The following is a 13663-nucleotide window of genomic DNA, read 5'->3' as shown; positions in this document are numbered from 1 at the left end:
CTTTTTTTATTTTAATCTTGAGAGTTGTTCTTTGACCTTTATTAATAAATCAGTGAAATGTGCAACTCTAGATTTCTCTTGCTCTATTACTTGTTCTGGAGCTTTTTCTACAAAATTAGGATTATTTAGCTTATTTTGAGCTTTTTCGATTTCCTTAGACAAATTTGCAATTTCTTTATTTAATCTTGCCGTTTCCGCCTCAATATCGACCTTCACATTAAGCATAAGCGAACAGTGAGTAAGAATCTGGCTCGGTGCTCCTATATCTGGCAATGCATCTACTATCTCTATATTCTCTACCTTAGCCAAAGCCTTTATGTATGGAAAATAATCAGCCATATCATAGGATTGAACTAAATAGAGATCTATTTTCTGAGCAGGTGAAATTTGCATCTCTCCTCGAAGTGCACGAATTGCCTCAATAGTGGCTTTAATTTCCTTAACCTCTACCATTGCATCATCATCAATTAAATATTCTTTTGGCAATGGATACGCCTGATGACACAGGAATACGGGCTCAGTATTTTCGGTATTAAAATACGATCCTGAAACTTTAGACACTTTCTGCCATAGAGTTTCCGTAATAAAAGGAATAATCGGATGGGCAACCCTAAGTATTCCTTCCAATATATCTATTAGTACACGTCTGGTAATAGGTTGTTCGTCCTCATCTCCTGTGTTTAGTAATATTTTGGAGAGTTCAAGATACCAGTCGCAGAATTCATCCCACACAAACCTATATATATTATTTGCGATATTATCGAACCGATATTCCTCAAACCCTTTACGAATCTCAGAGACAAAGCTTTGAAACTCACTAATAATCCATTGATCAACGATCCGAATATCTTTTGGATCAAAATCAGGTGAGAAAATTGATGTTTCATAAATTGGCTTGCCCTCAACATTCATAAGAACAAATCTCGTAGCATTCCATAGCTTATTGCAGAAATTTCTATAACCCTCGCAACGCTTTAAATCAAAATTCATATTACGACCAAGCGTAGCATATGTGGCCATCGTAAATCTTAAAGCATCTGCCCCATAGCTGCTTATGCCATTTGGATAGTCTTTACGAGTATCCTTTTCAATTTTGCTTGCTTGTTTAGGATTCATCAATCCCTGAGTACGTTTTTTAACAAGTGTTTCTAGATCAACCCCATCAATTAAATCCACTGGGTCGAGTGTATTTCCTTTGGATTTACTCATTTTTTGACCATGGGCATCTAAAATCAAACCATGTACATAAACTACTTTAAATGGAATTTGACCTGTTAAGTGCATAGACATCATAATCATTCTAGCAACCCAAAAGAAAATAATGTCAAACCCAGTTACCAAGACACTTGAGGGTAAATATTTTTCGTAATCTTCACTAGGTTCGGGCCATCCCATAGTTGTAAATGGAACAAGGGCAGAAGAGAACCAGGTATCAAGTACATCTTCATCTCTTTTTAAACTACCAGAATATCCAGCACTCGCAGCTTTCTCTTTAGCCTCAGCCTCATTTCGTGCAACAAAAATTTCCCCATTTTCGCCGTACCATGCAGGAATTTGATGCCCCCACCATAATTGCCTTGAAATACACCAGTCTTGAATATTTTCAAGCCATTGATTGTAGGTTGTAGTCCAATTCTCAGGATAAAACTTAATATCGCCGTTATTAACTACTTCTAGTGCAACTTCAGAGATTGATTTGCCTGGATTAAATGTGCCGTCTGGAGCAGGCTTAGTCATGGCAACGTACCATTGATCCGTAAGCATAGGTTCAATGATAGTTTTGGTTCTATCGCCTCTTGGAACCATTAATTTATGTGGCTTAATTTCTTCTAAAAGCCCTTGTGCTTCAAGATCAGCAACGATTCTTTTACGTGCTTCAAATCTATCAAGCCCAACGTACTGACTAGGGGCGTTTTCGTTTATTTTAGCGTCCAATGTCAATACATTAATTTGCTCAAGTCCATGTCTTTGGCCGACTGCATTGTCGTTAAAATCATGAGCTGGAGTGACTTTTACGACACCAGTTCCAAATTCCATATCCACATATTCATCTGCGATTATTGGAATTTGCCTGTTTGTTAGTGGCAATGCTACCGCTTTCCCAATCACCCCCTTAAATCTCTCATCATCAGGATGCACCATTACTGCAACATCCCCAAGCATAGTCTCTGGACGTGTAGTTGCTACAACTAAGTATTTATGCTCTTCTGTAGGTTCCACTAATGGATATCGTATGTACCACATAGAGCCATCTTCTTCAGTGCTTTCCACTTCCAGATCAGAAATTGCAGTACCTAAAACAGGGTCCCAGTTGACAAGACGCTTCCCTCTATAAATTAGCCCTTGTTCATAAAGTTTAACGAAGGCTTCTACTACTCCCTGACTCATCTGATCATCCATAGTGAAATATTCTCTAGACCAGTCTGCAGAACTACCTAAACGTCTAACTTGCTTATGAATTGTGCCACCCGAGAGATTTTTCCATTCCCAAACTTTTTCTAGAAATTTCTCTCTACCTAGATCATGGCGAGAAATGCCCTCAGCGTCTAACTGTCTTTCAACTACAATTTGGGTGGCAATGCCTGCGTGATCTGAACCTGGAATAAATACCGTATCACTTCCGTTCATACGATAGTACCTAGCCAAGCCGTCCATTATGGTGTTATTAAATGCATGCCCCATATGCAAAAAACCAGTAACGTTTGGGGGAGGGAATTGGATTGTAAAAGTTTCACCAGATAGAGGTGAATCTGTTTGAACGTACTGGCCAGCTACAAATGCGTTATTGGATTCCCAAAGTTGGTAAATATTAGATTCTAGAGAATATGGACTATAGGGTTTATTTAAATCGAATTTGTCTGTATCAAAATGGGACATTATTAAAAGCAAATTGGAAAATGATTATTTTAATATAGTAAGAGAATGAAGCCTTAGAATGTTAAAATAATCGACTAAATTATTTTCCTAAGGATTTATATGTCTATTGAACGAACTCTATCAATCATTAAACCAGATGCTGTTAAGAAAAATGTTATCGGCGAGATAATTACTCGCTTTGAAAAAGCTGGTTTAAAAGTAGTTGAAGCAAAATTAACACAACTAACTCGTGAACAAGCTGAGGGCTTTTATGCTGTTCATAAAGAGCGTCCATTCTTTAATGATTTAGTTGAATTTATGATTTCTGGTCCTGTATTTGTCCAAGTTCTAGAAGGCGAAAATGCAATTGCAAAAAATCGCGAACTTATGGGTGCAACAGATCCTAAAAAGGCTGAGCCAGGTACTATTCGTGCAGATTTCGCTGAAAGTATTGACGCTAACGCAGTTCATGGTTCTGATGCTGCAGAAACAGCTAAAACTGAAATCGAATACTTTTTCGGTAAATAATAAATTTTCCCGTGACCAAATCTGAGAAAATTAATTTAATTGGTCTCGATAATGTGTCCCTCACTGAGCTAGTTGCTAAGTGGGGGCATAAGCCTTTTAGGGCTAAACAACTTATAAATTGGATTCACCAGAAGGGTAAATCTGATTTTTCGAATATGACAAACTTAGCAAATGATTTTCGTAGTCATTTGACAGAATACTCAGTCATTGCCACCCCAAAAGTTATCACTAAGCAAGTTTCATCGGATGGGACAATTAAGTGGCTTTTTGATGTTCAAAATAATAATGCTATAGAAACAGTCTATATACCTGAAGATGATAGGGGTACATTATGTATTTCTAGTCAAGCTGGATGTACCGTAGCCTGTAGATTTTGTTCTACTGGGCATCAGGGCTTTAATAGAAATCTAAGCACCTCTGAAATCATTGGACAAGTATGGTGGGCTCGAGATGAAATTAAAAAAAGTCTCAATACTGATAGCGGATTAGAAGCAGAAGATGATAGGGTTATTACAAATGTAGTTTTTATGGGTATGGGAGAGCCGCTACTTAACTATGATCAAGTATTGCCAGCAATTAAATTGCTTATTGATCAAAATGCATACGGTCTCTCAAAACGAAGGGTGACTGTCTCCACTTCAGGTGTTATCCCTTTTATGGATAAACTCTCTCAAGACTGTCCTGTTGCTCTTGCGGTATCACTGCATGCACCTAATGACGAATTACGAGACCAATTGATTCCATTAAATAAGAAATATCCTTTAAGGGAATTGATGGATGCTTGTAATCGATATATTGAATTTGCACCTAGGGATTTTATAACCTTTGAGTACATTATGCTCGATGGGGTTAATGATACAGACGCACATGCAAAGCAATTAATAGATATATGTCGCGAAGTAAAAAGTAAAGTTAATTTAATACCTTTTAATCCGTTTCCTGAATCAGGCCTTAGGAGGTCAAGTCACGAAAGAGTTAGGGCATTTTCTGCTATTCTTAACGATGCAGGGATTGTAGCAACAACTCGAAAAACACGAGGAGACGATATTGATGCTGCATGTGGTCAACTTGCTGGAGATATTAAGGATAAAAGTAAAATATCCGAATTAATGAGGAAAAGGAAATCCATTCCTATCAAAAAGGAAACATTATGAATAATGAAATTAAACCTGAATTAAGAGAGTCTTCTAATTCAACATTATCTAGTGACTCTGTTGGTGCCTACCTGCATAAAATCAGGACTTCTAATGGAATTGATTTTAATGAGATCAGCGATAAAACTAAATTTAGTACTAGTCAGCTTAAAGCAGTTGAACAGGAGCAATGGTCAGCATTGCCAGATGGCTTTGTTTTGAGATCATTAGTTAAAAAATTTGCTTTAGCTATCGGAGCTGACGATAAGATAGCTCTTCAAAAATTAGGACAGGCAACAGGAAACATTGCACCTTCAACGGTGAAAAATTTAAGAACAGTTCCTACTTCTGAATTAAATGAATCTATGCCTGATACGGAAACTCCGAGACGTACTGGAGGTTCTTTATTGTGGATACTATTGATATTAATTGTTTTAGGAGTTGTTGCGTATTTGGCTTATAACCAAGGTATGTTCACTCTTGAAGATTTAGGTCTATGAATTCAACTCTACCTGATAATCCATATCCTATAGGTCCGAGCCCCAAGAAAAATACTCACAAAGTTGAAATAAATTGGGGGCAGAGATCTGTTTTTGTGGGCGGAGATTCACCCGTAGTTGTTCAATCTATGACTAATAAGGATACGGCGGAAACCATTGCCACAGCTATACAAGTTAAAGAGCTGGCATTGGCAGGATCTGAATTAGTGCGTATCACGGTAAATTCTCCAGAAGCCGCTGAGGCTGTACCTGCTATCAGAGATCAGCTTGATAAGATGGGTATAGATGTGCCTTTGGTAGGAGATTTCCATTTTAATGGGCATAAGTTATTAGCTGGATATCCTTCATGTGCACAGGCATTGTCTAAATACCGAATAAATCCAGGAAATGTTGGTGGCGGAAAGAAAAGGGCAGATAATTTTGCTCAGATGATTGATGTGGCTGTGCGTAATAATAAACCAGTTCGTATTGGCGTAAATTGGGGTAGCCTTGATCATGACTTAATGGCTAGATTGATGGATATTAATAATTCTCAAACTAATCCTTGGTCTGCTCAGGATTTAATGCGAGAGGCTCTTGTAAAATCGGCCATAGATAACGCAAATTATGCAATAGAGCTTGGGATGAAACCTGAGCAAATCATACTATCTTGCAAAGTTAGTAATGTACAAGATTTGATTAGTGTTTATAGAAATCTTGCAAGTAGATGTGATTTTGCACTGCATTTAGGTTTGACTGAGGCTGGTATGGGTAGCAAAGGTATAGTTGCATCTACAGCTGCTCTTGCGGTATTGCTTCAAGAGGGTATTGGAGACACTATTCGTATATCCCTTACACCAGAGCCTGGCGGTGATCGAAGAAAAGAGGTTATTGTAGCTCAAGAGATTTTGCAAACTATGGGGCTTAGAGCGTTCACTCCGATGGTTGTGGCTTGTCCAGGATGCGGAAGAACATCGAGTACATTTTTTCAAACATTGGCCGATGATATTCAATCTTTTTTAAGAACTCAAATGCCAGTATGGAAAGAAAAATATCCAGGTGTTGAAAATCTCAATGTTGCCGTGATGGGTTGTGTAGTAAATGGTCCAGGAGAAAGTAGGCACGCAGATATTGGAATAAGCTTGCCTGGAACAGGAGAGGTTCCTGCTGCCCCTGTATATGTAGACGGTGAAAGAACCGTCACATTAAAAGGCGAGAACATTGCCACAGAATTTCAACAAATCGTTCTAGATTATATACATCGCAGATTCAGCAAAGATAATGACTAATAATAAATTAGAAAAAATAAATGCCATTAGGGGGATGAATGACATTCTTCCTAAAGAATCATTTCAATGGCTTCGATTAGAAAACATTCTACATAATCTTATGGCTGCTTATGGATATCTCAATATCCGAACTCCTATACTAGAACAGACAAAACTCTTTGCTAGAGGTATAGGAGAGGTTACAGACATTGTAGAAAAAGAAATGTACACATTTTCTATGAGTCAGGACAAAACGGACATGCTTACGATGCGACCTGAATTTACAGCTGGTATAGTGCGTGCTGCGATCGAACATAGTTTGACATTTGATAGACCTCAAAGACTGTATACTATGGGGCCAGTTTTTAGGCATGAGCGTCCGCAAAAGGGTAGATACAGACAATTTCATCAAATATCTGTGGAAGCGATGGGTTTTGCTGGTTCTGATATTGATGCCGAACAAATTATTTTATTGAACAGATTATGGAAGGATCTTGGCCTTGAGGATATTCATCTTGAATTAAATTCTCTTGGTCAAGTCAGTGAAAGATTAGCCCATAGAGAGGCATTAATTAAGCATCTTGAAAAGCATCTTGATATTTTGGATGAAGATGCAAAGCGTCGCATGTATACTAACCCTTTGCGTGTTCTTGACACAAAAAATCCTGATTTACAGAAGATGGCTAATTCTGCACCAAAATTGTTTGATTTTCTTGGTGAAGATTCTTTAGGGCATTTCAATGAAATCAGAAAAAGGCTTGATGAGGCTGGTATAGAATACACAATAAATCCTCGTCTCGTAAGGGGACTTGACTACTATAATCTGACAGTATTTGAATGGGTGACAGGTAGTCTAGGTGCACAAGCAACTGTTTGTGGTGGTGGTCGTTATGACGGCTTATTTGAGCTTCTTGGTGGTAAACCAACTCCATGCGTAGGTTTTGCAATTGGGCTTGAAAGATTATTAAGTCTTGTGATTTCAGACTCTAAAGACGAGACTATTAAAAATTTGTTTACTGATATGGGGCCTGAAACTGATATTTATTTTATTTATCAAAATGAAGAAGCTTCTCGCAAATGCTCTCAACTAGCCGAACTTTGCAGAAATAATGGTTTTAAAGCCATTGTTCACGCAGGTTCTCAAAACTTTAAGAATCAATTCAAAAGAGCGGATTTCTCTGGTGCGATGTATGCAATAATTATTGGAGAGTCTGAACTAGAATCGAACACTGTTTCAATCAAGCAATTGCAACTGAATCCTGATGGTAGTTCGATAGAGCAAACTACAATTCCAACATGTGAACTTGTGGATTTTTTGACTAAGCTTACAAATAAAAAGGATGCATAAAAATGGCTTATGACTTAGAAGAACAAGAAAAGATAGACCAGATAAAAAACTGGTGGGCTAGATACGGTAATCTGGTTACGTCTATTCTTACAATTTTGGCAATTGCTTATTTGGCCTACCAAGGGTGGCAATGGTACGAGAACAGACAATCTCGTAAAGCCCTAGGGTATTATGATATTGTCTATAGTGTTTCTCAAAATCCAAATCCTCAGCAATCAGATATTCAGAGATTAACAGAGGCTTTGAGCGTGCTTAAGGAAGATTTTAGTTCATCTGCTTATACTGACAGAGCTACTCTTATAGCTGGAGAAATCTTCTATAAAACTAAGGACTTAAAAGCTTCAAGAGAGAATTTAGAATGGGCCATTTCAAATTCAAAAGATAAAGGAATAGTATCAAGTGCATCTTTAAATTTATCCGCTATATATCTTTCGGAGGGGGATAAAAATAAAGCTCGAGAATTATTGAAAAATCCAGCTGAAAGTTTTGTGCCTTTATTTAAGGATAGAGAGGCAGATATATTGATGGCTGAAGGTCAACGTGAGCAGGCCTTTACGATATGGAAGGAACTTGCAAAAAACAAAGATCTCAATCCAAGTTTTCTTGAAGTGATTAATATGAAATTAAAAGTATACGGAGCTGAGTGATGAAACTTACATTAAAAAGAAAATTTATAGCTGTATTAGCTTTAACTAGTCTTTTAGGTGCATGCAGCCTGTTTAAAAATGAGAGAAGATTCGAGCCCGCTAAACTTGCTGATATTAAACAGTCTATTGTTGTGAATACCGTATGGCAAACAAGTATTGGTTCTGGTGGTTCAGCTGGATTTGCACCAGTTTACGCAGATAATTCAATTTTTGCAGCCACACCAGACGGCACTGTAGTCCGCGTGAATGCAGAAAACGGTAATATTGCTTGGTCGACTAAATTAGATACGAAACTCACTAGTGGTGTTGGGGTAGGTGATGGTTTAGTTATTGTGACTGATCGTAAAGCTAAAGCTTATGCTCTTAATGCTCAAACTGGGGAAAAGGTTTGGGATACTGAGTTATCTACCATATCAACCATGCCTCCTATCGCTGGTTTTGGAAAAGTAATAGTTAGGGCAGATGATTTCCGTGTACAAGCATTTGATTCTAAGGACGGGAAATTACATTGGAGTTTTGTTCGCACTAACCCTATCCTATCTCTTAAAACAAATTCTAGAATGGCTTTAATAAATAATGCCGTAATTGTTGCTGTTCCTACAGGTAAACTAGTATCTCTTAATTTAAATGATGGCACTGTTAATTGGGAAATCCATTCAGCTTCTGCTAAGGGACCAAGCGATATAGACAGCGTAACAGATGTGGTAGGGCAACCACTAGTATTTAATGACGGGGTTTGTACGTCTAGCTATCAAGGTAATATAACTTGCTATTCTATTAAAAATAGTAGATTGACACCTGTTTGGTTTGAACCGTTTTCATCTGCTGTAGGCCTAGGGTACGACAATAATATTATCTATGGTGCATCTATTGATGGAACCGTAGCTGCTTTCTCCTTAGCAAACGGACAAATTGCATGGTCTGATCAAACATTAATAAATAGAGGACTCACAAATCCAGTTGTTTATCAAAATTATTTATATGTGGGTGATTTAGCTGGCCTCATCCATGTTTACGATACCAAATCGGGGTCTCTTGTTGGACGATTTTCTGCAGGTTCTAGCAAGGATATAGTATCTCCACTATTACCAACGGATAAAGGTGTAGTCGTTCAAAATGGTAGTGGAACCTTGATGTTAATTAGAGTAAATTAATGGTCTATAAACCCGTAGTGGCGTTGGTAGGACGTCCGAATGTCGGCAAATCAACTCTATTTAACAGGCTTACTAGAAGTAGAAATGCAATAGTGGCTGACTACTCTGGACTCACTCGTGATAGGCATTACGGAGAAGGTCGCGTAGGTGATAGACCATTTCTTGTTATTGATACTGGTGGTTTTGAGCCAAAAGTTAAAACGGGTATTATTAAAGAGATGGCCCGACAAACTGAGCTGGCTATATCTGAAAGTGACGTGGTCATTTTTTTGGTAGATGCTCGCTCGGGTATAAATGCACATGACCACGAAATTGCTGTAAAGCTTAGAAAGGTTGGTGTACCTGTTATTCTTGCTGTAAATAAGGCTGAAGGATTACAAGCTTCTCAGGCTTCAGCCGAATTCCACGAACTAGGTTTGGGTGAACCATTAGCCATATCTTCTGCTCATGGTGATGGGGTAGCTAATTTAATTGAAGTTGCCTTATCAAAAATACCCCAAGTCGAAGACGAAACTTCTATTTCTTCAGAAGATGAGGTGGATTCAGATTCAAATGAAACTGAATTCAAAGACCACAGAATTAAATTAGCTGTAGTCGGTCGTCCAAATGTTGGAAAATCTACTCTCATAAACTCTCTTTTAGGGGAGCAAAGAGTGATTGCTTTCGATATGCCAGGTACGACTAGAGATGCAATTGAAATTGATTTTGAGAGTAACGGCAAAAAATACAAATTAATCGACACTGCTGGGTTGCGAAAAAGAGGGAAAGTTTTTGAATCTATTGAAAAGTTTTCGGTGATTAAAACTTTGCAAGCCATTGAAGCATGTAATGTTGTGGTTTTGGTTTTAGACGCCCAAAGTGAAATATCTGAACAAGATGCTCACATTGCAGGATTTATTTTGGAATCTGGAAGAGCTTTAGTAGTAGCAATTAATAAATGGGATGGATTATCTGAAGATAAGCGTGAGTGGGTTATAAGAGAATTCGAACGAAAACTTCGTTTCCTTTCATTTGCGAAGGTGCATTATATTTCCGCTTTAAAGGCTCACGGAATAAAATCATTGCTTAAATCTGTAAATCAAGCACATGAAGCAGCATTTAGGAAATTAGCCACTCCTAAACTTACCCGTGAACTTCAATCGGCCGTTGAACAACAACCACCTCCAAGAAAAGGTATTTTTAGGCCTAAGATGCGTTACGCACATCAAGGCGGTCAAAATCCACCATTAGTAATTATTCACGGAAACGCACTCGATGCTATTCCCGACTCATATAGACGTTACTTGGAAGCTAGGTTTAGAAAGGCCTTTAAGTTGGAAGGCACACCTTTGAGAATTGAATTTAAATCAACGACCAATCCATACTTAGAAAGATATTGAACTGTAGTATTTTTACAAGATACCCTTATTGTCTTGTTTGTTAAATTTATAATCGTTAATATGTTTGATGTGGATTCTTTATCTACAACTTGCTTTTATATAAAAACAACACGGAGCACTTCAAATGAGTTTTAAAGGACAATCACTACAAGATCCTTTCCTTAATGCCCTTAGAAAAGAGCATATCCCAGTTTCAATTTATCTAGTTAATGGCATAAAGTTACAAGGTCAAGTCGAGTCATTTGATCAGTATGTTATTTTGCTTAGGAATACCGTCACTCAAATGGTTTATAAGCATGCGATTTCTACTGTAGTTCCTGCAAGAGCAGTACCTTTTCCTAGTGAATTGTCAGAATTTACAGAAGAACAACAAATCTCTTCAAATTCACTCGATACACAAGAGTAGTTATTTCTCCATAACTTTCCCGTCCTGGCTTCAGCGACGGGTTATCCTTATTTAATGAAAGCAGTTGTTATCAGCGTAAACTTTAATGACCCTAATTTCGACTCTCATTTAAGCGAGTTTGAAATGTTGGCTACAGGTGCTGGAGCTGAAATCCTTGAAACAGTAGTTGCTAAACGGGATAAACCAGATGCAAAATATTTTATTGGAAGCGGGAAGGTTGAAGAAATAGTCGAACGCATTGCCACTTTAAAACCTGATATTATCCTTTTTGATCGGGCTTTAAGCCCAGCTCAGCAAAGAAATTTAGAGAGGGCTTTCAATCTTCGCGTTATAGATAGAGTTACGCTTATTTTAGATATATTTGCTCTCAGAGCAAAAAGCCACGAGGGTAAGCTTCAAGTAGAACTTGCTCAACTTCAACATTTGATTACACGACTAACTAGACTATGGACCCACTTGGAGCGACAAAGAGGGGGTATTGGTATGCGGGGACCAGGTGAATCTCAATTAGAGATGGACAGGCGAATGATTGGAGATAAGGTAAAGGCATTAAAAGAGAGACTATCTAAGCTAGACACTCAGAGGCTTACTCAACGGCGGGCTAGAGCCAGATCAAATATGCTCTCTGTATCTCTTGTGGGATATACGAATGCAGGAAAATCAACATTATTTAATGCATTGACACGTGCAGGTACGTATGAAGCCGATCAACTATTTGCGACTCTTGATACTACTACAAGAAGAATTTGGATAGAAGATGTGGGACAAGTTACAGTTTCGGATACTGTAGGATTTATCCGAGATTTACCTACTACGTTAATAGCCGCTTTTAAAGCGACTCTTGAAGAAACTATACATGCAGATTTATTATTTCATGTTGTGGATGCATCAAATCCACAAAGGGATGAACAAATTGCAGAAGTTAATAAGGTTTTGAAGGAAATAAATGCCGATGAGATTCCTACTTTTCTAATCTATAACAAAATTGATTTATTGAAACAAGAACCTAGAATAGAGAGAGATGAACAAGGTAAAATAAAACGAATTTTTGTTAGTTCTAAAACACGCGATGGCATTAATTTGCTACGCGATGCAATCGCTGAATTTAAAAATAATTTATAGGGAATATATCCATTGAAAGATAATAAAATCATGAATCTAAATGATCCTGATTGGGGCAAAGGACAGCCCTCCGACAATTCAAAAGATAGGCCTAAACAGCCACCTTCAAGTGATGATTCTCCACCAGAACTTGATCAGGTGTTTGGCGAATTAGCTAATAAACTAAGAGGAATTTTTGATAAGGATTCAAAAAATCGTAAGGGTTTTGGGCAGACTCCACCTCGTGGACCTAAAAAGCCGAACAGAATTTTTTCAAAAATTGGTCTTTTTGTAATTATTATTGGTTTACTTATAGCTTGGCTAATTAGTGGATTTTATATTGTTAGAGAGGGTCAAGTAGGGGTAGTTACTCAGTTTGGGAAGTATTCTAGAACTGTAGCTCCTGGTTTTCAATGGCATATTCCTACACCTATAGAATCTGTAGAGATAGTTGATATTTCACGTGTTAGATCCTTTTCAGTTGGATATAGGGATAATGCGAGAAATAAAGTATTGCCAGAAGCTTTAATGCTTACTGAGGACGAAAATATTGTGGATGTTCAATTTGATGTCCAATATCGTCTTAAAGCTGATATGCAAGGTTCGAATGGAAAAAATAGTCCAGCAGCTAACTATTTATTTGAGACTCGTGCACCAGATGAATCTGTAAGGCAAGCAGCAGAGACAGCTATGAGAGAGATTGTAGGTAAGCAATCTATGAATAAAATCCTTTACGAAAGTCGTACTCAGGCTGCGATTGATGTCAGAAAACTTATGCAACAAATTCTTGACCGCTATAAGACAGGTATTGAAGTCATAACTGTTGCCATCCAAAATGTACAACCTCCAGAACAAGTTCAGGCAGCATTTGAAGATGCGATTAAAGCTGGACAAGACTATGAACGTCAAAAAAACGAAGGTTATGCTTATGCTAGTAAGGTAATTCCTGAAGCTCACGGTCGGGCATCTCGTATTCAGCAAGAAGCGGAAGGTTACAAAGCAGTAGTAACGCAAAAAGCTACTGGTGAAGCAGATCGCTTTTCTAAGATTGAAACTGAATATTCTAATGCTCCCGAAATTACTCGCGAGAGGATGTATTTGACTGCTATGGAAAGTCTTCTTCAATCCACCCCTAAGATTTTTGTTGATTCAAAAAATAATTCTCCACTTCTGTATTTGCCTATTGATAAATTACCTAGCTCAAACACTATAAATAGCCAAACAAATAGGGAAGAGTATGTAGTCTCAGGGGATTCCATGCAAAATACAATTACTGATCAGGTACGCACCCAAAGTAATGAGCAATTACAAAACAATCGATCACGTGTTTTAAACCGTAATCGCCATCAGTAGAGGGGGGAAGT

General features: G+C 37.9%; 12 protein-coding genes. 11 read left to right on the top strand and 1 reads right to left on the bottom strand.

Going from position 1 to position 13663, the window contains the following annotated elements; genetic code table 11:
• Positions 1–6 precede the first annotated feature (6 nt).
• Positions 7–2877, bottom strand: coding sequence for a valine--tRNA ligase (locus tag T432_RS0100950; RefSeq protein ID WP_028883799.1), 2871 nt, complete (start codon positions 2875–2877; stop codon positions 7–9).
• Positions 2878–2976: 99 nt separating this feature from the next.
• On the opposite strand from T432_RS0100950, the gene ndk reads away from it, so the two are divergent.
• From ndk to hflK, 11 genes are all read left to right on the top strand, one after another.
• On the top strand, positions 2977–3384 hold the full coding sequence (gene ndk, locus T432_RS0100945; RefSeq protein WP_028883798.1) for a nucleoside-diphosphate kinase: 408 nt from the start codon (positions 2977–2979) through the stop codon (positions 3382–3384).
• Between the two features lie 11 nt (positions 3385–3395).
• Positions 3396–4538, top strand: coding sequence for a dual-specificity RNA methyltransferase RlmN (gene rlmN, locus T432_RS0100940; protein WP_028883797.1), 1143 nt, complete (start codon positions 3396–3398; stop codon positions 4536–4538).
• Positions 4535–5017: a helix-turn-helix domain-containing protein gene (locus tag T432_RS0100935; protein ID WP_014111426.1), complete on the top strand. Its 483-nt coding sequence runs from the start codon at positions 4535–4537 to the stop codon at positions 5015–5017. The genes rlmN and T432_RS0100935 overlap by 4 nt, the downstream gene beginning before the upstream one ends.
• Positions 5014–6285: a flavodoxin-dependent (E)-4-hydroxy-3-methylbut-2-enyl-diphosphate synthase gene (gene ispG / locus T432_RS0100930; RefSeq protein WP_028883796.1), complete on the top strand. Its 1272-nt coding sequence runs from the start codon at positions 5014–5016 to the stop codon at positions 6283–6285. The genes T432_RS0100935 and ispG overlap by 4 nt, the downstream gene beginning before the upstream one ends.
• A complete protein-coding gene (gene hisS / locus T432_RS0100925) occupies positions 6278–7612 on the top strand; it encodes a histidine--tRNA ligase (RefSeq protein WP_028883795.1) in 1335 nt (444 codons plus the stop codon). The genes ispG and hisS overlap by 8 nt, the downstream gene beginning before the upstream one ends.
• A gap of 2 nt (positions 7613–7614) precedes the next feature.
• Positions 7615–8259: a YfgM family protein gene (locus T432_RS0100920; protein WP_028883794.1), complete on the top strand. Its 645-nt coding sequence runs from the start codon at positions 7615–7617 to the stop codon at positions 8257–8259.
• A complete protein-coding gene (bamB, locus tag T432_RS0100915) occupies positions 8259–9413 on the top strand; it encodes an outer membrane protein assembly factor BamB (RefSeq protein WP_028883793.1) in 1155 nt (384 codons plus the stop codon). The genes T432_RS0100920 and bamB overlap by 1 nt, the downstream gene beginning before the upstream one ends.
• Positions 9413–10792 carry a ribosome biogenesis GTPase Der gene (gene der / locus T432_RS0100910; RefSeq protein WP_028883792.1) on the top strand — a complete coding sequence of 460 codons (1380 nt, stop codon included), beginning with the start codon at positions 9413–9415 and terminating at the stop codon, positions 10790–10792. Before bamB ends, der begins: the two co-directional genes overlap by 1 nt.
• A gap of 124 nt (positions 10793–10916) precedes the next feature.
• A complete protein-coding gene (gene hfq / locus T432_RS0100905) occupies positions 10917–11198 on the top strand; it encodes an RNA chaperone Hfq (RefSeq protein WP_028883791.1) in 282 nt (93 codons plus the stop codon).
• A gap of 54 nt (positions 11199–11252) precedes the next feature.
• A complete protein-coding gene (gene hflX / locus T432_RS0100900; protein WP_028883790.1) occupies positions 11253–12320 on the top strand; it encodes a GTPase HflX in 1068 nt (355 codons plus the stop codon).
• A 12-nt stretch (positions 12321–12332) separates the two neighbouring features.
• The gene (gene hflK / locus T432_RS0100895; RefSeq protein WP_028883789.1) at positions 12333–13652 is read left to right on the top strand and encodes an FtsH protease activity modulator HflK; all 1320 of its coding nucleotides are present in this window, start codon (positions 12333–12335) and stop codon (positions 13650–13652) included.
• The last annotated feature ends 11 nt before the right edge of the window (positions 13653–13663 follow it).

The sequence above is a fragment of the Taylorella asinigenitalis ATCC 700933 genome, assembly GCF_000687755.1.
GTDB classification, from domain to species: Bacteria; Pseudomonadota; Gammaproteobacteria; order Burkholderiales; family Burkholderiaceae_B; genus Taylorella; species Taylorella asinigenitalis.
Note: the sequence above shows the minus strand (reverse complement) of the source record. Positions and strands in the feature narration are given on the sequence as shown.

Bases quoted from the DNA above. Each gene is read 5' to 3' on its own strand.
- T432_RS0100950 (WP_028883799.1), bottom strand. From the start codon at position 2,877: ATGTCCCATTTTGATACAGACAAATTCGATTTAAATAAACCCTATAGT.
- T432_RS0100935 (WP_014111426.1), top strand. From the start codon at position 4,535: ATGAATAATGAAATTAAACCTGAATTAAGAGAGTCTTCTAATTCAACA.
- hflX (WP_028883790.1), top strand. From the start codon at position 11,253: ATGAAAGCAGTTGTTATCAGCGTAAACTTTAATGACCCTAATTTCGAC.
- T432_RS0100920 (WP_028883794.1), top strand. From the start codon at position 7,615: ATGGCTTATGACTTAGAAGAACAAGAAAAGATAGACCAGATAAAAAAC.
- ndk (WP_028883798.1), top strand. From the start codon at position 2,977: ATGTCTATTGAACGAACTCTATCAATCATTAAACCAGATGCTGTTAAG.
- ispG (WP_028883796.1), top strand. From the start codon at position 5,014: ATGAATTCAACTCTACCTGATAATCCATATCCTATAGGTCCGAGCCCC.
- bamB (WP_028883793.1), top strand. From the start codon at position 8,259: ATGAAACTTACATTAAAAAGAAAATTTATAGCTGTATTAGCTTTAACT.
- hisS (WP_028883795.1), top strand. From the start codon at position 6,278: ATGACTAATAATAAATTAGAAAAAATAAATGCCATTAGGGGGATGAAT.
- hfq (WP_028883791.1), top strand. From the start codon at position 10,917: ATGAGTTTTAAAGGACAATCACTACAAGATCCTTTCCTTAATGCCCTT.
- der (WP_028883792.1), top strand. From the start codon at position 9,413: ATGGTCTATAAACCCGTAGTGGCGTTGGTAGGACGTCCGAATGTCGGC.